Origin of the sequence: Tundrisphaera lichenicola (genome assembly GCF_051175385.1) — a bacterium.
In the GTDB taxonomy this organism is placed as follows: domain Bacteria; phylum Planctomycetota; class Planctomycetia; order Isosphaerales; family Isosphaeraceae; genus Tundrisphaera; species Tundrisphaera lichenicola.
In genome coordinates this window covers 6027291-6045488 of sequence record NZ_CP195106.1, presented here as the reverse complement: position 1 = coordinate 6045488, position 18198 = coordinate 6027291, and the positions used below count along the sequence as shown (strand labels likewise).

Sequence of the window (18198 nt, the reverse complement as noted above, 5' to 3'; positions counted from 1 at the left end):
CTGGACCGGTCAATCGGGGGCATCATCCTAACCGATCGACCGGCTTCGTTTCGATGTCTCGGTCGCGATTTCGACGTTCAGTCCTTCGGCATCGAGGGCAGGAGCTTGAAGTTTACCCCAAGATCCTTCGGGCCCTTGGGATCTAGTTCGAGCGATTCCGGGCTGGCCTTGCCCATCCTGGGTCGCTCCTTCTCCTTGTAGCGGATGACCGGATCGTTCTTGCGAGGGTCCGGGCCTCGGACGTTCCGGGTATGCAAGGGACCCCAGATGTCCACCCAACCCTTCTTGATGTCGGCCGTCGGAGGGTTGAGGAGCGGCGGGCCCGTCGGGGACAGGAATCGGGTGACTTCGAGGGTGTCCTGATAGGACTGCCAGAAGACGACCCCTCGGGCCATGGAGTAGGGATCGGTCTGGAGTAGCCCGCCTGCCCCGCCGCCGTTCGTCCTGGGATAGACGCAGGATCGAGTCGAGATCATCCAGGGTCGGTCCGGTCCGTGGGGATCGCCTTGCCAGTGCCCGACGAGGATCCCGGTCTGATCGGAGGCGATCGTGCATCGTTCCATGACGAGGTCGGCCTCGAATCGATCGCGGGCGACCCCACCCGGGACGAGTTCGATCGCTGTCCTGCCCGCGATGATCAGGCAGTTTTGAAGGGAGACCGTTCCCCTTCCGACTTCGGCCTCGATGGCCTTGTCTCCCGTCCAGATCAGGCAGTTCGCGAGTCGGGCCGTGGGCAAGTCCGTCATCGCGTCGAACGGTCCCATCCGGGGGCTGAGGGGAGCGGTCCCGGTCGAGACGAAATCGACCAGGGCCCCGACCGCGTCGGCGGGACCGCCGGGATCCCGAAGTCGGCAATGTCGGATCGCCAGGAGGCCATCTTCCACGCGGACCCAATGTTTGGGTCGGGCTCCGCCTTCGGCCGAGAATCCCAGGTTGGCCAGGGCGAGATCGCCCCCCCGGAGCTCGATCATGGTCCTCCCCGTCGCCTCGGGTTTGGGGACGAAGGTCGGGAACGGCCTCGTCGAACCCTCCGGAGAATTCCCGAGGATTGCAATCGAAAGCCCGTCAGGCAAGCGGATCGGCGAGCTAAAGTGGACCCCCCCTCCCCTGACCTCGATCGTGGCCCGGGTCGTCCCCGGCCCGATCGTCTCGCCGAGGAACCGCCCGAGGTCCCCTCCCCATCGAGGATCCAGGACATCGAAGGATTGCTCCACCAGGCTCGACGCTTCCCGGGGCGCAATCTTGGGGGTCGGTCCCGTCGGGTTCTTGGGGGCTGTCTGGTTTACGGAGACTCCGGGAGGCGAAGGGGCAGGCTGCACGGGCGGGATCATCGTCTTGGAGAGATTGGGGGCATCTAGCAAAGGGATCTGCCCGAACGCGACATCGGCCAACCTCGGGTTCGGGACCGCGAATGTCGCCAGGGTCGCCCGACGATTCGGGAGATAGGGGATCAAGTCCTCCGGTGCCACATCGGCTCGGGCTAGGCTGGCCGGCCAGGGGTCCGAAATTTCCCGGCTCGATGCGTCCGATCCCTCCCAGGTGCTTCGGACCTCCGGGACCCCGGTCAATCGGATCGTTCCGACCGGCCCCGAGGTCAGCCAGGCGGGCCATCCGACGAACGTATTGTCCTCGCCCGACCATGAAATCAACGACTCCGGCTCGCCTGGCAATTCGAGCTTGGCGTTCCAGATTCCCGGAACCGTCCCCCCCCTCACTCGGGCGATGGTCGAACCGAGGCAGCGAATGCCGATGGGAGTCGCCTCGCCCGTGAATTCGAAGATGGGACCTCGGCTCGCCAGTACACTCCGGTAGATGGAAATCTGACGGTCCGGCGCCTCGACGGCCTGAATCGCGATCAAGGGGCCGACCTCTCCGATCACCATCGAGCGATTGAGAACGATCTCGGCCCGAGTCGCGGCGATATCGAAGAGGGTGTGTACCGGTCCTCGGATCGTGGACTTCTCCAGGACAATCCGATTCGCGGAAGCCCCATCCTCGACCCGGAAGATCGAGAAGGGAGCGGTCCTCGGGGCCGACGCGTTGAGCAGCGTGATCGAGCAGTCCCGGAGCGTCAGTTCGGCCCCTCGGCAGAGAAACAGGGAGGTCTGCTGATCGGTCAGATCGGCCAGGTCGACCGCGAAATCTATCCCCTCCAGGATCAAGCGTTCGATTTTGGGTGTCCCAAGGACGAACTTGGCCGGCTGATCCTTCACGAGGCTGGACGTAGCCGCCTCGATCTTGATGATCGATCGGATCCCTGGCTGGGCTCGAATCAGCCGCGACTGGCCGGCCACCTGGCAATTGTCCTCGAAGAACGGGCCTCGACCGGCGAGTTCGATGACTTCCTCGGGACGGCTGAAGGCGGTCGCGATCGAGGAGAACTGTAGCTCGTTACCATCCTCGATCAATCGCCGGACGAGGATCCGAGGGCGACCCGAGGTCGGGGGTTCCGGGGGAGCAGACGGAGGACCGAATCTAGCCATCCATTCCTGGGGATATTCGCGCTCGACGACGGGTGGATTCGGGATTTCGACGACGACCGGTTTCGGGGGCAATGTCGGCTCGACCTTCGACCGATCCGGCGGCTGTGTTGTCCGGATCGGTTCGGCTTGATGCTCGCCCGGTGCGGCCGTCCGAGGCGTTTCCTCCGGGGTCTCCTCCGTCGAGGCCGGAGGCTCGGGCCGATTCACGACCTCGGGAGGTAGGGGCTTGAGGTACGAGATCGCCATCGAGACGCCAAACCCCAGGACGGCGATGAAAAGCCCGACGAGGACTCCCGCGGCGATCCAGGTCTGCAATGAGAGTTCCGGGCCACTCGACCGCTGAAATCCCGCCGAGTCCCAATCGCCCGGCTCGTCGTCTTCGAGGATGCCTCCCAGGACCGGGCCATCGCCGCCCATCGGGCCGACCGGAGTCGGCACGACCGGCCTTCGTCCCTGTCGTCGGTCCGAGATCTCGCCTTCGGACTCGATCGCAGCCAGGTCCGCCAGCGAAATCTCCGTGGTCGATGAGGATTGGCCGCCGCCGATCAGCCCGAGCGACCGGTGCCCGCCCGGTGCCGACTCCGGGGATTCGTCCTCGTCGTCGTCATCGAGGATCTCGGCCATGAGATAGTCGCGAGACGGAGAAGGATTCCCGACGAGCGAACCTGGAGCATCCGACGATCCGGAGGCCCCCTGCCCTTCGACCGGTTCCTCGTCCTCGTCATCCACGATCAAGGCGTCGAGGACCTGGCTCGGTCCCGGGTTCGACCTCGACGCGTCGGAGACGGAATCCAGGGCGAGAATCAGCTGGTCGTAATCGACGAAGCGAAGCTCGGGTTTCTTCTCCATCATCCGACGGATCAGGAGCGAGAGCGACTCGGAGATTTCCGGACGAAGTGTCCGGACGTCGGGGATCGGGGCCTTGTAATGCCGGGCCAACTTGTCGGCCAGGCCTCCGCCGGGATAAGGTTGCGATCCGGTTAGCAGATAATAGAAGGTGCAGCCGAGCGAATAGATGTCGCTCCTCACGCTGGTCTGTCGGCTGTCCCGGGCCTGCTCCGGGGCCATGTAGTCGACGGTCCCGACGGTGGTCCCGTCTCGGGTGACTCGCTCATCCTCGTCGGAGGTCTGGAGGGCCAGCCCGAGGTCGATGATCTTGGCGTGTCCTTCGGGAGTCATCAGGAGGTTGGCGGGCTTCACGTCCCGGTGGATCATCCCCTTGCTCGAGGCGTATCGGAGCCCTCCCGCCACCTCGCGGACGAGCCGGATCCCCTCGGCCGGATCCATCGGGCCATTGATCCGGACCCGATCGTGGAGGTCGCGCCCTTCCACATATTCGAGGACTAGGTAATGTCGACCCTGGTCGAATCCGCGGTCATAGATCGCCGCGATGTTCGGATGGTCCAGGGCCTCGGCGCTCTTGGCCTCGCGGATGAATCGCTGGAGGAGCGTCAGGTTCTTGGCCAGGTTCCGCGGCAGGACCTTGACCGCGACGACGCTCCCCGACTCCTCGTGGACGGCGCGGAAGACGTTGCTCATGCCGCCGGAGCCGAGCTGTTTGGTCAGCAGGTAGCTTCCAAGCCGAACCGAAGGCTTCGGGTCCGGGCTCGGTTCGGCCTGGGACATACGGGTTCATTCCCCGGGTGAGGCTCGGTGCGATCCACTAGGCCCCGCGATCTCCGGGCGTGAGGAACCCGGATGCCGCGCTCCCGCTCCTTAACACGGACCCACACCTGCTCAATTGTCCCAAGCCGACCCCGGTCGATCAACTGAGGAACCTCGGATCTTCTCGAATTCGCGGATTTCGACCGATCCTACCGTCCCCTTCGGCCTTGTGCCCCGGCCGGTGCGAGACCGATCGGAAGGCCCCGCCCCGGGTCGGGCGTTGACAGGAGGAGACACTCCGATCAAAATCAGATCAAGTTGGACTTCGCGCCCGTAGCTCAGGTGGATAGAGCGACGGTTTCCTAAACCGTAGGCCGCAGGTTCGAATCCTGCCGGGCGCATCCTGGATCGAGAGATCTTCATGACCGACCCCATCCGTGGCGCCTGTAGCTCAGCGGATAGAGCAACGGTTTTCTAAACCGTCGGTCGCAGGTTCGAATCCTGCCGGGCGTAGTTTCTGAAGAGTCGAACGTTCGCGGGATCGATGGATCCTTCGAGCCCCCGGAGAACTCAGGGTCGTTCGAGCTTGGAAGGCCGATCGAGGAGCATCGTCCGGTCGTTCCACGTGAAACGGGACCGCTTCAGTCGCAGTCAAGTCCCTGTGCGATTGCCGAGACCAACGGCCGGATATAGGAGCATCGCCTCGGGCGTGTCCGACCCATGAGCACATCCGACATGCCGATCCTCCCCGGAGCGGGCGCTCACCTCACCGAGGTGGAGACCAGCTGGACCACGATCCGGACCGCTCACATCCCCGGCCCCGAAGGCCAGGCGGCCATGGGAGAGTTGATCGGGCGTTATCATGATGCGGTCCATCGTTACCTCCGCCTGAAGCTCCGGGATCCCAATCTCGCCGATGAGGTTTTCCAGGAATTCTGGACCAAGCTGCTCACCCACAAACTCGCCGGCGCGGATCATAACAAGGGACGCTTCCGCGACTATCTCAGGACGGTCCTCCATCGATTGATCATCGACCATTTCCGGGGACGGAAGCTCCAGGCCCTGCCCCCCGGCGACCTCCTCGACCCGAGCGAGCCGGACGCCGATTACGATCAGGTCTGGCGAGAGGCCGTGCTCAAGCGGGCCTTGACCCGACTGGAGACGTACGAATCTCAAACGACGAAGAATCGGTACGCGACCGTCCTGAATCTCCGAAGAGATTACCCCAAGGAGTCGATCGAGACGATCGCTCGGAAGCTTTCCGAGCAGGTCGGGACGACGATCACTCCCGAATCGTTCCGCAAGACACTCCAGCGGGCCCGCAATAAGTTCTTCGAACTCCTCATCCAGGAGCTTCGCGAGACGATCCATCCCTCGACCGATGACGACATCGAGGACGAGATCCAGGCGCTGGGGCTTGGCTACCTCTACCGACGCTACTTGCAGGCCGATCAAGATTGATCGGGGTGAGAAAATCGTCGACCCTCGCGATAAACCATTCCGGTTGAACGGGATTATTTCGCGGAATGACCCTTGACCGGGCTCCCGCTCGCGCTACATTTGTATGATGTCCTCTGATTGCACGGAGACGATGCGCTCATCGAACGCGCTCGGCCCGGGTGGACCAAGGTCATCAGCTCACTACACCGGAGTGCTCGGCCTCATTGAGGAGCGACGATGCTAGTACTCTCGCGGAAGAAAGATGAGTCGATCATCATCAATGACCATATTCGGGTCACGGTGGTCGAGATCCGAGGCGACAAGGTTCGGCTCGGGATCGATGCCCCGAAGGACGTCACCGTCCATCGTAGAGAGGTTTACGAAGCGATCCAGAGCCAGTTGAAGGATCACGGTGAAACGCCCCAGGCGATCGTCCCCGCCCCGGAAAATGGGGTTTCTTGAGGTCGATTCCGGTCGCGTGAAACTTGCCTTGTCGCGAGTTAGTGCGCCTTCGCTTTGAGGATTTTCACGAATTCGCGCATCCAGGGGCCATTGTCCGGCCAGCCTCGGACGGAGACCAGGGAGCCGTCGACAACGACCTCGCGATTCACATAATCGGCTCCCGAGGCTCGAATGTCCGGTTCGAGTTCGGGATAGCCGGTCATCGTTTTTCCGCGGGCACCGGATGCGGCGATGACCAGGAGCGGACCGTGGCAATTGGCCGCGATCGGCTTGCCCGTCTCGACGAAATGACGAGTGATCTCGACGGCCTTCGGTCGGTTTCGAAGATACTCGGGTGCCCTGCCTCCCGGGAGAACGAGGGCGTCGTAGGCCTGTGGGTCGACCTCATCGAGGCCATAATCGGCCTGGACGAGGTAGCCTGGCTTCTCCGTGTAGGTGTCGAAGCCCGGTTCGAAGTCGTGGATGACCGAGAGGAATCGCCGCTTCTCGGGGGCCGCGATGTCAACCTGCCACCCCTCCTCCTCCAGGCGGTACTTGGCGTAGAAGATTTCCTGGGACTCGCCGGCGTCGCCGGTCAGGATCAGGATTCTCATCGCGATTCGCCTCCGAGGAGTTCGACCATCGTTCTGTGGATCGTAACCTAACGACTCGAAAGGAGGATCGCAAGACTTCTCCCCGCAGTGTAAACCTTCAGCACAGGAGTCTTGACGTTCAAGACAACACCCTTTACAGTAAGCCTGCTCGAACGACACGGCCCCGTCGTCTAGCCTGGTCCAGGACACATGCCTTTCACGCATGCAACACGGGTTCAAATCCCGTCGGGGTCATTTCTTTCGCCTTAGTGACTCGATGATGAGTCTCCTTGCTCTCGGACGACGAACGATGGCTCGTCGTCTTTTTGACTCGCCATCGGCTCCATCGCCGGCTCGAGTTTGTCGAGCAGTACCGCGACCAACATGTCGCTGATGACGTTAGTCGTCGACCGGCACCGCCCGAGGACCCAGTCCACCGCCAGCAGGAACGGGATCACGGCGGCGACCTCGGCCTCGGGCAGCTTCACGGTCTTCAAGACGATCAGGAGCGAGATCAGGCCGGCGTCGGGGACGCCCGAGATTCCGATCCCGGCGACCACGCAGGACGCCGCGGCCAGCAGCTGCTGTCCCAGGCTCATTTCGACCCCGATGGCCTGGGCCACGAAAAGCACGGCCATCGCTTCGTAGAGTAAGATCCCGTCATTATTCAGGTTCGTGCCCACGCACGCCGCCATCCTCGCCGACTGGGGCGAAACGCCCATCCGATCGAGCGATCGAAGAGTCACCGGCAGCGTGGCCAAACTGCTCCCCGTCCCGATCGCGGTGACGATCGCCTCGCGAGCACCGACCCAGAACCGGCGGAGCGGAATCCGCGCCACCAGGACCAGCCATCCCTGGTAGACCACAAGAATCTGGATCAAGAGCCCCAGGACCCCGACCCCGACATATGGTATGACGGCCCCGAACGACCGGAAGCCGTGGAGGCCGACGGTCCGCGCGACCACGCCGAATACGGCGAGTGGGACCAGTGCGATCACCCAGGAGAGGATCACCTCGATCGACCGGTAGATGGTCGAGATCGAGTCCTCCAGGGGCCGGAACCCCGATTCTCCCCTGGCGAGTTGCTCCAGCTTGACCTTGCGGAGGGCCACCCCTCCGAGAACTGCCAGGATCACCATGGACAGGATCGAGTTCTCGACGATCGGCCGAAGGATCGAAGTCGGCAGCAGGCCGATCAGATCCTTGAAGAAATCGATCGTCCGGTCCGGGGCAACATACTTGCTCATCGACCGGAACTCGGTCTGGGCGGTTGAGGATGCGGTCGAGCCCGAGAGGTCGAACGACCGACCGGGCTGAAATACATGGGAGAGCGTCAGCCCGATGACGATCGCGATCGTCGCATTGATCAACGAGATCCCCACCATCAATCGGGCCCCGCGTCCCGGGACGCTCGTCCGGAGGAACGCGTCGAGGATCGCGAACAAGAGCAAGGGACCGGCGAGCCCCTTGATCATGTCCAGGATGATCGTCCCCATCTGGGCGAGAGGTTCCGCCCTCGGTCCGAACCACTCCCCGACTCCGATCCCCAGCACGATCCCCAGGACGATCCGCGCGACCATCGGGAAGCGGGCTCGCGGCCCTGGTTTCATCGAATGCACCCTTTCCATCGGGATAAGAACTGGAGGAGGCATCATGAGGTCGGTCGAGGATCTCAGTAGGACTCCGCCCCGAGGGTTTCCAGGTGGGACGCGACGCATCCGGCCAGGATCGGGACGTTGTAGCCTCCTTCCAGGACGCTGACGAGGCGGCCTCCGGCGTGGGCCTCGGCCACGGCGATCACCCCTCGGGTCATCTCCTCGAAATCCTCGACCTCGAGCCCGAGATTACCCACCGGATCCTCGGCATGGGCGTCGAAGCCCGCGCTCAGCAGGACCAATTCGGGTCGGACCTGATCGGCCATGCGTTCCAGGTGAGATCGGAACGCGGCCAGGTATTCCGGTCGGCTGGTCCCTGCGGCGATCGGTACATTCCGGGTCGTCCTGAGCCCCCGGCCGGTCCCGGTCTCATCCGCCGCGCCAGATCCGGGATAGAAGGGATAACGGTGGATCGAGAGGAACGACACGCCCGGATCGTCGTAGAAGATCTCCTGGGTCCCGTTCCCGTGGTGGACGTCGAAGTCGACGATCAGGATTCGCCCCAGTTCGTGGCGGGCCACGGCATGGGCTGCGGCGACCGCCACGCTGGCGAACAGGCAGAAGCCCATGACGTGATCGGGCCGGGCATGGTGGCCTGGAGGGCGGACCGCGCAGAAGGCTCGATGTTCCGGCCCTTCGATGACCGAGGTGACGGCGTCAACGACAGCTCCGGCGGCCAGTCGGGCCGCGAGCGGCGATCCGTGGGAGATCCAGGTATCGACCTCGACCAGGCCACCACCCTCGGCGGCGGCTCGTTCGACTCCTGCGATGTGTCCCGGAGTGTGGACGCGGAGCAACTCCTCGTCCGTCGCCGGCCGGACGATCGGGGTCGGGCAATGTCGGGCCAGGCCGGTCCGTTCCAGGTGGCGGAGGATCGCACTCAGACGCTCTGGTCGCTCCGGGTGTTGGGGACCGGGGACGTGATCGAGCATCCGGGTGTCGCGGTAGAGTGTGACCATGAACGATCCTCTGACGAGTACGAACCAACCGACCGCGGTTCCAGCCTCGACGATAAACCGGAGCGGACGATCGGGCAATCGAGCCGTTTGTTTCACGTGGAACCGAACCATTCGCGAATCGCGAGGGTAGGGGGGTGAGATCGCCCGGGGGCTTCGGGTAGGATCGGAACGCATGGAACCGGCACAGCCATTCAATCGGGCCCTTCGCGAAACGCTGGGTGTGGCGGTCGTGACCGTCCTGGGAGCCGCACTGCGACTCTGGCCTCCGGGCCGATTCGGCCTGAGCCACTTCGACGAGGGGATTTACGCGATGGTGGGGGCCTGGGCCCAGGTCCCGGGAGGTCTGGCCGCCCTCGATCCCATGCTGATCCCGTACGCCCCGCCCGGCTTCCCGATCTCGATCGGCCTCGTCTCGCTCCTGATAGGTCCGACCGACCTCTCGGCGATGGCCGTCTCGGTGATGGCCGGGACCCTGACAATCCCGCTGATCGCCTACCTGGGACGTCGGATCTTCGGGCCGGGGGTCGGCCTCACCTCGGCGGTTTTCTGTGCCTTGTCCGGGCCTCATCTGGCTTTCTCGCGGATCGCCCTGACGGACGCTTCATTCCTGCTGGCCTGGCTAGTGGCGATGGTCGTCTCGATCCGGTTCCTGGAGCGACCCGGGCCGGTCCGTGCACTGGGCCTTGGCCTCTCCGTCGGGCTGGCTCAGCAATTCAAATACAATGGTTGGCTGACCAGTGGGATCGTGCTCGGTTCGGCATTCCTCGGGATCCTCCTTCGACGGGAGGACCGTCGACCCGCCGCGATGGCGAGGGTCTTCGGCTGGGGTCTGGTCGCGGCCGGGGTTGCCTGGTTGGTGGTCTGGCCCTGGTTTCGATTCGTCGAGGACCACGGAGGTTACTCCGCGCTGCTCCGCCACCAGCGAAGTTACCTGGGAGGCTTCGAGACCTGGTGGCCCCATCTCAAGGTCCAGTCCGAGCAGGCGGTCGCTCTCTCGGGAGGTCGCCCGCTGATCCTGTTCACGCTGGTGATGGCGGGGATCGCGCGGTGGAGGATGAGTCCGCCGGACGATCCTCCGGAATCGACAATTCGTCGGGTCTGCACAGTGTGCTTCGGTCCTCTCGTCGCATGGGTGTTCCTGGACGCACCCTACTGGCTGGGCCTGATCATGGCCCCCTGGCTGCTGGATAGTCGCGAGGTTGGGCCTCGGGTCCTGGGAGTCTGGTGGCTCATCCTTTCGGTAATCACTCCCTTCTATCACCCCTATGCGCGACTCTGGCTGCCCCTGGAAGCCCTGAACTGGATCTTGATCGGTTGGCTCGTCGTTCGCGGGATCCCGACGATACGAGCGGCCTCTCGGATATTCGGCAGGAAGGGTGAACGTCCCTGGTTCCGCCACCCTCCGCTGATCTACGTCCTTGCCACCCTGGCGATCGGGGTTTACCTGACTCGAACAACCGCGAGCCGGGCCGAGATCCTGCCGGGTTTGCTGGACCCGAGCGATTCGCTCCGGAGGGCCTCGGCCCAGGTCGGTGCCAGACTCCCCGAGGATGTCGCGGGGCTCCGGCTCCTGGTCCGGCCACCCGTGACGTACTATCTCTCCGGGCGGATCGCACTTTATCCGATGGCCGGATCGGACGGACTCCTGATCCCCTCGGATCCTCGGTTGTGGGCGCTGGTCGACTCGACGATCCTCCGGTCCGAGGCGGGCCAGACCTCGGATCGGTCGGCCGTGCGATTGTTGGCCCGATTCGCGGATCGCTGGGAACTGGTCGAGGAGTTTCCCTCGACGATGACGCTCCCGACCTTGCTCGACCTCGACCCGGCCGCGGCCCGGTCCGCATCGCCGGACCGGTCGGCTCCGCTCTGGCTGCTTCGACCCCGAAGACCGGGAACCGCCCCATGATCCCCGAACCACCCGTGATGCTCTGGCCGGATCCCGACGCCCTGGGACCTGTGACCGACCTCTATCAAATCACGATGATGGCGGGGTATGCCGCCTCGGGGATCGATCGATCGCGGGCCACTTTCGAGAGCTTCGTCCGAAGGCTCCCGCCGGGGCGGGCCTACCTGGTCTTCGCCGGTCTGGAGCAGGCGATCGGGACCATCCTGGGACTCTCGTTCAGTCGAGAGCAGGTCGAAGCGATCCGTCGGTGGCCCATCTTCGAATCGATCGATCCCAACTGGTTCGATACCTTGGTGGACTTCGAGTTCGAAGGGGATATCTGGGCGGTTCCCGAAGGGACGGTGGTCTTCGCCGGCGAGCCTCTGGTCCGGGTCGAAGGGCCACTGGCCCAGGCCCAGCTGATCGAGACGATCCTGCTCTCGTCGCTGAGCTATCCCACGCTGGTCGCCTCGAAGGCTGCGAGGATCGTCGAGGCGGCGAGGGGCAGGGGGGTGATCGACTTCGGGGCCCGACGGGGCCACGGTCCCCAATCGGGGTTCCTGAATGCCCGGGCCTCCTACCTGGCTGGTTTCGAAGGGACGAGCCACGTCGAGGCGGCCCGATTGCTGGGCATCCCCGCGTTCGGGACGATGGCCCATTCCTGGGTCCAGTCGTTCGACGACGAGCCCGCCGCCTTCCGGGCGTTCGCTCGGAGCTTCCCCTCGGCCACGACATTGCTCGTCGACACCTACGACACCGAGCAAGGGGTCCGAAATGCCGCCGCGATCGAGCCGCCGATCCAGGCGATTCGAATCGACAGTGGCGACCTCGCCGTCCTCTCGAAGTCGGCTCGCATGATCCTCGATTCTCTCGATCGGTCCCATGTGCGAATCATTGTCAGTAGCGACCTGGACGAGTGGAAGATTGACGAACTCCTGAAGGCGGACGCCCCGATCAACTCCTTCGGGGTGGGGACGGAGCTGATCACCAGCCGGGACGCACCGGCGATCTCGATGGTCTACAAGTTAGTCGAGCTGAACGGTGTCGGGCGGATCAAGCGAAGCGCGGGGAAGAAAACCTATCCGCTGGCCAAGCAGATACGAAGGATCCTCGGGCCGGAGGGTCGATTCGACCACGACCTGGTGACGCGGGCGGATGAAACACCGGAGGGGCAGGGGCTCCTCGTTCCGATCGTCCGGGGGGGCGAGCTCGTCGGCCCACTTCCGGGGCTCGGCTCGATTCGCGATTATTGCCGGAGGCAAGTCGCGTCCCTGCCCGACGACCTGAAAGGCGTGGATGCCGTCGGCTCCTACCGGCTCGAATACAGCGATCGGCTGGAGGCCGAGGCCGAGCGGCTGGGGTTGGTCTGATCGGCGGGACTTGAGCTTTACAGCCCGAGAGGCCAGGGATACGATCCGCCCACCGGGGGGGGCCTGCCGACCCTCCGAGGTTCGTGGCGGGGCAGGACGCCTCGCCCTCGGTTCCGTCTTGGAGGTCTTCGACCGTGAATAAGAAACGACTCGGACGCGGCCTCGACTCGCTCCTGGGCACCGAGGAAGGGGGATTCGAAGCCTCCTCGCTCGAGGCCGCTGACCTGCTCCACCTGGCCGTCGACCGGATCGACCCCAATCCCTTCCAACCTCGCCGTCAGTTCGACTCCGACGAGATCGCCGCCCTGGCCGACTCGATCCGTCAGCACGGTGTGCTCCAGCCGATCATCGTCCGTGCGGCCGGGGATCGTTATGAATTGATCGCCGGCGAGCGGCGCCTCAGGGCCAGCATCGAGGCACAACTTGCCACGATCCCCGCCCGCGTGATGGTCCTGGACGACCGGCGCGTCAGCGAGCTGGCGATGGTCGAGAATCTCCAACGCGAGGACCTGAACGCGTTGGAAAAGGCCCACGCCTTCCGCGACTATCTCAAGCGTTACGGCGGGACGCAGGAAGAGCTGGCCGGTCGACTGGGCCTCGATCGCTCGACCCTCTCGAACCTGATCCGGCTCCTCGAACTTCCCGAGGAAGTCCAGAACGCGGTCATGAGCAAGGCGATCACCCAGGGTCATGCACGGGCCCTTCTCGGCCTGGCCGACCCCGAGGCGATCATCGCGGGATGTCGCCAGGTCATCGCGGACAACCTGAACGTCCGACAGACCGAGGCCCTGGTGGCGACCGGGGTCCCGAGTCCGGCCCGGACCCGGGTCCGAAAAGACTCCGCCCATTCGGGAAGTGTCCGGGCTCCTCACGTCCTGGAACTCGAGGAGACTCTCAAGCTCCGGTTCGGGACGCCAGTGCTAATTCGGGCCAAGACCCGAGATCGGGGTCAGATCGTCATCGACTACAATAACCAGGAAGAGTACGAGCGTGTGATCGGCCTGATCCGCGGCTGATCCCGTTGGAGGACGATCCCTGGGGACGAACTCTGTCGTCAGGGATTGTCGCGCATCCTCCCCGTGACACCGACTTCCCCTCAGACCTTCGCTTCCGATTTTTTGAGAAGCCGCGTATCCATGATGGTTGACGAGGGAGTGATGGCCTCCCGACTCAACAGGTGTGCGTGTATCGGCTTCGACCGTCGCTAACGAAATCCCACCGCACGGCACCGTGATTGCTCTTATCGTCGAGCCGCCATCGATCCGAGTTGGCCCGTGCCGGGTGAATCTGCTCGGCCAGTTGCCTGAGGCTTGAGTCTGCCTTGAGATGTCATCGCGCGGTCTCAGCGAGCGAGATTTAGTCGGCTGCGCGGGGGTTACCATGTCCGAAGGGCTGATTGAATCATCACTGTGTCTCCAGCTACTCGAGATAGCCACCGATCCGAAACTCCGCGAGGTGGTCTATCGTCAACTGGGTGAATACTGTCATCAGTGTCGAAATCGGCTCAATAGCCTCAAGCTCAGCCTCTTCCTCGCGCTCAGGCAGTCGAGCCAAGAGATGCGAGGGGCCTGGGCGAAGATCGAGCGAGATTATCTCGAACTCGAACAACTCGTCGATCGCTTGCAGACGATCTGCCGGCCGATGCCGCTATCGAGGGTCATGTTGCCCCTCGATCTACTCTTCAACGATCGACGTGAGGAATGGTCTCGATTGATCACGGACGGCGGGGCGGATCTGGAACTCGTCCATCCGCGTCATCGGACCCTGGCCTCGTTCGACGTCGAACGAATCGGTCAGGCCCTCGATGCCCTGGTCCGATGGAGGGCAGGGGGGCAGGGGCTCGACCGCGTCGCCCGACTTCGATGGGGAGTTGAGGCCGGAAGGGCCACGATCAACTGGGAAGAGCCGGTGCCATTGCTCGATCCCGCCCTGGATGGATCGAACTGGACTCTCCCCTTGATCGCAAGGGTTGCGGAGGCTCACGGCGGGGGATATCAAATCTCCGAGGATTCGGGTTGGCGACTTGAGATGTCCTGGCCCGCTCAGCTCGATATGAACTGAATCCTCGAGAGGTCGAAAATATGGAGGTCTTCACCCGATCGATCGGTCCCAGCCGACTACCCGAGGGTCCGTACGTCCTCCTGGTGGACGACGAATTCCAGAGCGTCCAACCGCTGAGGGATCTGGTCCGATACTCGGGATACGCCTCGGTGGCCACCCGGGCCGCCACCGATGCGATGGCCTGCTGCTTCCACCGGCAGCCTACCGTGGTGGTGACCGACCTGATGATGCCGCGTACCGACGGCCGGGCGCTGGCGATCCGGGTTCGCCGACGCCATCCTACAATCCCGATCGTGCTGGTGACCGGCCAGAACCTCGAGGTGCCCGAATGGGCCATCCCCGAAGGTCTGTTCGATGCGATTTTCTCCAAACCGCTCGACTTCGACCGGTTCCTCCTGACACTGATCGGGTTGATGGAGCGAGGCGTCAAATCCATTCGAGGCTCAGCCGACCTTGACCCGGATCGCTGCTATCAATAGGATGCTCGTGTCCTGATCGAAATCACGCGGGGCGTGGCGCAGCCTGGTTAGCGCGCCTGCTTTGGGAGCAGGAAGTCGCCAGTTCGAATCTGGCCGCCCCGACTGGCCGCCTGGCCGTTCAGTAAGAGCTCGCTCGACCTTCGGTCGTTCCACGTGGAACCCCGGAGGATCGGATCGGCTGGCCGAGTCGGACGAGCAACGCGTCGAGAATTTCGCTCGTCTTACTCAACCCCAGACGTTCGCATCCGAGCTGGACGTAAGCGATCGCCGCATCGAGGTCGCGAATTCCGCCAGCCGCCTTCACCTTGACCGAGGCCGGTGAGGTCTTTCGCATCAAGATGATGTCGGAGTGGGTCGCTCCACCTGTGCCGTAGCCCGTCGAGGTCTTGACGTAATCGGCACCGACTTCGCCGCAGATCGTGCAGAGGCGAGCCTTCTGCTCGTCGTTCAGATAGCAGTTCTCGAAGATGACCTTCACGATGGCCCCGCCAGCGTGAGCGACCTCGGTGACGGCGGCGATATCGTCGCGGACCGCGTCCCAGTTTCCCCCGAGAACCTGCCCGATATTCACCACCATGTCGAGCTCGGTCGCGCCCTCCTCGATCGCCCGACGCGACTCCTGGACCTTGATCGAGGTCGAGTGGCCGCCGTGTGGGAATCCGATGGTGGTGCCAACCCCGACGCCCGAGCCGGCCAAAAGCTTCGAGGCCATCGCGACCGCGAAGGGCTTGATGCAGACGCTGGCCACCTCGTAGGTCCTGGCGAGCCGGCATCCCTCTTCGAGTTCGGCCTCGGTCATCGTCGGCCCGAGGAGTGAGTGGTCAATCCGGCCGGCAATCGACTGGTACGTCAGGTCCATCGGCGGAGGCTCCAGGGTAGCTCGTTCTCGAGAAGGGGAGGGGTCGATTGTGTCGCCCCGAGCCCCTCCGGGCAAGAGATGTCACCCGCCAGGCGTGTACGGTCCGGCCTTTCGGAACGGGGGAATCGGATCCGCGATTCGGCCGGCCCCGGACTTCGATCAGAGTCCGGTGAATAGGGTCGTCTGAACCCTGCCGGAACCCCTCAGGCCCCTTGCCTGGATCCGTTTCGTGTGCAGGTTCGGTCGGAACATCATCAGGATCAAGAGCGGGAGGTAGAGGACGATCAAGGTCCCCCCGGCGTCGAGATACCAGAACTGACTGGCGACCAGCAACGCGGCGGAGAGGGCGATCAATTCGCCGAGATTCTTGCTCGCGGGAAGCAACGTGGTGGCAATCACCAGTGCGAAGTAGGCGATCAGGACAGGGAGTCGGTAGCTCGGGTCGATCCCAGACCAGAAGCTCCCCGAGGTCGGGGCCTCGACTCCGGGCAGGAGCCCCGCTTCGGCCAGGCTCCGGGCCCCGAGCGCCCGGGCCCAGGTGTCCAGGCCGGGAACGGTCAGACCCAGTAGGCAACAGGCCGCCACCACCCCGACCGCCACGCCCGAGAACCACCAGAAGCCCCGTCGCCGATAGAAGCCGGCCCAGAGCGGGACCAGGCCGATGCAGGCCGGCATCCAGCCCGCCGCCAGGCCGATCAATAATCCTGCGAGCCAGGGCTTGGTGTAGACCACCAGCGCCGTGACGATCAGCGCCGCGGGGATCAACTGCCCGCTATCGGTCAGGGCGAACCGCGCGTAGGGGAGCAGGAGATAGCACGTCGCCACCGAGAGGCCGGCGATCGGCCGATCGAAATGTTTCCACCCCACCGCGATCAGGCCGATCACGAGGCCGACCTGGGCCAGGCTGGCCAGGACCCGGCGCAGGATCACCCGGGCTTTCTCGCCGCGATTGAACGACGCAGCCAGTGGGCTATTGTGCAGGACCCGGTCGACCACGGCCTCGCCTGGGGCGGGTTCGGGGACGAGGTCGGACTTAGTGTCGGCGGGGTTTCGCTTGGACCCGTCGTCGATCGGCAGGCTCACGGTCTCGACCACGAACAGGCCGATCACCCCGATCGCCAGGCAGGTCAGGCCCGAAGCATCGAGGTTCGGCTCCAGGAGCGGTCTCCGGGTCAGGCCGAGGTCGACGAAACATCGGACCAGCCAGAGCAGAGAGCCGACGAAAAGCCAGACGAAGGGCCACCAGGCCGCCCCGTGGTGATGGCCGACCAGCATCATCATTCCCGGTGCCAGCGCGAAGACCAGCAACAGGTCGAGGTTCCGGACGCTCCAGAACCGGCCGAATTTGAAGAAGAAGGTGACGCAGAGCAGGAGCGTCGCGAAGAGCCAGACTTCCGGCCCAATCCCCAGGTCGGCCACCAGCGAGCCGTTCACGGTAGCCTCTCGATCAGGGCAAGGCGGGGCCGTTCCGGCTCGTCCTCGACCGACTTAAGTCAAGCGAGCCATTTCGAAGGGCTATTTTAGGTGAGCTGGAGAAGGTCCCGCAAGGGGCGAGCCGAGAGAGTCGTTCGGGTCCGCAACCCTCCGAGATTCAGTCGGCCGAGAAAGGGACGGGATCGCCCGAGAGTTGGCTGAGCGCGTTCGTTGCAGCTCGTTGCTCGGCATCTTTCTTGTTCCGCCCCCAGGCGGGAGGGTAGCGGTGCGTGCCGATCTGGGCGGCGATCTTGAAGCACTTCGAATGATCGGGGCCCTTCTCGTCAAGGAGGACGTAGATCGGCGTCTCGCCGAACTGGCGTTGGGCGATCTGCTGGAGATTGCTCTTGTGGTTGGCCCCCATCTGGCCGTCCACGGTCTCGTCGATCTCGGCCTCGATGTGACGGACGATGAACCGCTTGGCCGCCTCCATCCCCCCGTCGAGGTAGATCGCGCCGACGAGACTTTCGAAGACGTCGGCCAGGAGCGAGGATGGGGTCTGGTCCTGGGTCCCCATCCCCTTACCAAGGATCAAGAAATCGTCGAATCCCAGACGCTCCGAGATCTTGGCGCAGGTCCTCCGGGAGACGACGACCGACTTGATCCGGGTCAGCTCGCCTTCCTGATACTCGGGGAACTTGAGATAGAGCAGTTCGCAGACGATCGCCCCGAGGATCGCATCGCCCAGAAATTCGAGCCGCTCGTTCGAGGCCAGGCGGTGATCCGCACCCGAGGCGTGCGTGAGCGCCGATCGGAGATAGGCCGGGTTTCGAAAACTGTATTCGAGGATCTCTTCGCAATGCTCCAGCAGCGCGGGGGATTCGCGTTTGCCGGGGTCGTGCATGGTTGGGCCAGCAGTTTGGAGCGTCGAAAATGAGGAGGGATCCGATGGGAA

The 18198-nt window shown here is 64.0% G+C and carries 14 protein-coding genes and 4 tRNA genes; 11 read left to right on the top strand and 7 right to left on the bottom strand.

Going from position 1 to position 18198, the window contains the following annotated elements:
* Positions 1-77: 77 nt before the first annotated feature.
* Positions 78-4109: a serine/threonine-protein kinase gene (locus P12x_RS23770; RefSeq protein ID WP_435007463.1), complete on the bottom strand. Its 4032-nt coding sequence runs from the start codon at positions 4107-4109 to the stop codon at positions 78-80.
* Between the two features lie 306 nt (positions 4110-4415).
* On the opposite strand from P12x_RS23770, the gene P12x_RS23765 reads away from it, so the two are divergent.
* The 4 genes from P12x_RS23765 (at position 4416) to csrA (ending at position 5990) form a co-directional block, all read left to right on the top strand.
* A tRNA-Arg gene (locus P12x_RS23765) sits at positions 4416-4489 on the top strand.
* A gap of 39 nt (positions 4490-4528) precedes the next feature.
* Positions 4529-4601 (top strand) — tRNA-Arg (locus P12x_RS23760).
* Positions 4602-4808: 207 nt separating this feature from the next.
* Positions 4809-5549: an RNA polymerase sigma factor gene (locus P12x_RS23755; protein WP_435007462.1), complete on the top strand. Its 741-nt coding sequence runs from the start codon at positions 4809-4811 to the stop codon at positions 5547-5549.
* A 216-nt stretch (positions 5550-5765) separates the two neighbouring features.
* The gene (gene csrA / locus P12x_RS23750; protein WP_435007460.1) at positions 5766-5990 is read left to right on the top strand and encodes a carbon storage regulator CsrA; all 225 of its coding nucleotides are present in this window, start codon (positions 5766-5768) and stop codon (positions 5988-5990) included.
* Positions 5991-6028: 38 nt separating this feature from the next.
* On the opposite strand, the gene P12x_RS23745 is transcribed toward csrA, so the two are convergent.
* On the bottom strand, positions 6029-6589 hold the full coding sequence (locus P12x_RS23745) for a DJ-1/PfpI family protein (protein ID WP_435011719.1): 561 nt from the start codon (positions 6587-6589) through the stop codon (positions 6029-6031).
* Positions 6590-6742: 153 nt separating this feature from the next.
* Between P12x_RS23745 and P12x_RS23740 the strand changes: the two genes are divergently transcribed.
* Positions 6743-6817, top strand: a tRNA-Glu gene (locus P12x_RS23740).
* A gap of 11 nt (positions 6818-6828) precedes the next feature.
* On the opposite strand, the gene P12x_RS23735 is transcribed toward P12x_RS23740, so the two are convergent.
* Both P12x_RS23735 and P12x_RS23730 read right to left on the bottom strand, forming a co-directional pair.
* Positions 6829-8172 carry a dicarboxylate/amino acid:cation symporter gene (locus P12x_RS23735; protein WP_435007459.1) on the bottom strand — a complete coding sequence of 448 codons (1344 nt, stop codon included), beginning with the start codon at positions 8170-8172 and terminating at the stop codon, positions 6829-6831.
* 62 nt (positions 8173-8234) lie between these two features.
* Complete coding sequence (locus P12x_RS23730; RefSeq protein ID WP_435007457.1) at positions 8235-9176, bottom strand: histone deacetylase family protein; 942 nt, start codon at positions 9174-9176, stop codon at positions 8235-8237.
* Positions 9177-9348: 172 nt separating this feature from the next.
* Between P12x_RS23730 and P12x_RS23725 the strand changes: the two genes are divergently transcribed.
* From P12x_RS23725 to P12x_RS23700, 6 genes are all read left to right on the top strand, one after another.
* Positions 9349-11082, top strand: a complete 1734-nt coding sequence (locus tag P12x_RS23725) for an ArnT family glycosyltransferase (RefSeq protein ID WP_435007455.1) — start codon at positions 9349-9351, stop codon at positions 11080-11082.
* Entirely contained in the window at positions 11079-12431 is a 1353-nt protein-coding gene (locus tag P12x_RS23720; protein ID WP_435007453.1) for a nicotinate phosphoribosyltransferase, read from the top strand. Before P12x_RS23725 ends, P12x_RS23720 begins: the two co-directional genes overlap by 4 nt.
* Positions 12432-12565: 134 nt before the next feature.
* Positions 12566-13447 (top strand): ParB/RepB/Spo0J family partition protein, encoded by an 882-nt coding sequence (locus tag P12x_RS23715; protein ID WP_435007451.1) that lies wholly within the window; start codon positions 12566-12568, stop codon positions 13445-13447.
* A 364-nt stretch (positions 13448-13811) separates the two neighbouring features.
* The gene (locus tag P12x_RS23710) at positions 13812-14492 is read left to right on the top strand and encodes a hypothetical protein (protein ID WP_435007449.1); all 681 of its coding nucleotides are present in this window, start codon (positions 13812-13814) and stop codon (positions 14490-14492) included.
* Between the two features lie 20 nt (positions 14493-14512).
* The gene (locus P12x_RS23705; RefSeq protein WP_435007448.1) at positions 14513-14971 is read left to right on the top strand and encodes a response regulator; all 459 of its coding nucleotides are present in this window, start codon (positions 14513-14515) and stop codon (positions 14969-14971) included.
* Positions 14972-14998: 27 nt separating this feature from the next.
* Positions 14999-15073 (top strand) — tRNA-Pro (locus P12x_RS23700).
* 16 nt (positions 15074-15089) lie between these two features.
* Here the strand turns inward: P12x_RS23700 and deoC are convergent.
* The 3 genes from deoC to rnc form a co-directional block, all read right to left on the bottom strand.
* Entirely contained in the window at positions 15090-15830 is a 741-nt protein-coding gene (gene deoC, locus P12x_RS23695; protein ID WP_435007446.1) for a deoxyribose-phosphate aldolase, read from the bottom strand.
* Positions 15831-15989: 159 nt separating this feature from the next.
* The gene (locus tag P12x_RS23690; protein WP_435007444.1) at positions 15990-17264 is read right to left on the bottom strand and encodes a hypothetical protein; all 1275 of its coding nucleotides are present in this window, start codon (positions 17262-17264) and stop codon (positions 15990-15992) included.
* A gap of 157 nt (positions 17265-17421) precedes the next feature.
* Positions 17422-18147: a ribonuclease III gene (gene rnc / locus P12x_RS23685; RefSeq protein WP_435007443.1), complete on the bottom strand. Its 726-nt coding sequence runs from the start codon at positions 18145-18147 to the stop codon at positions 17422-17424.
* Positions 18148-18198 lie beyond the last annotated feature (51 nt).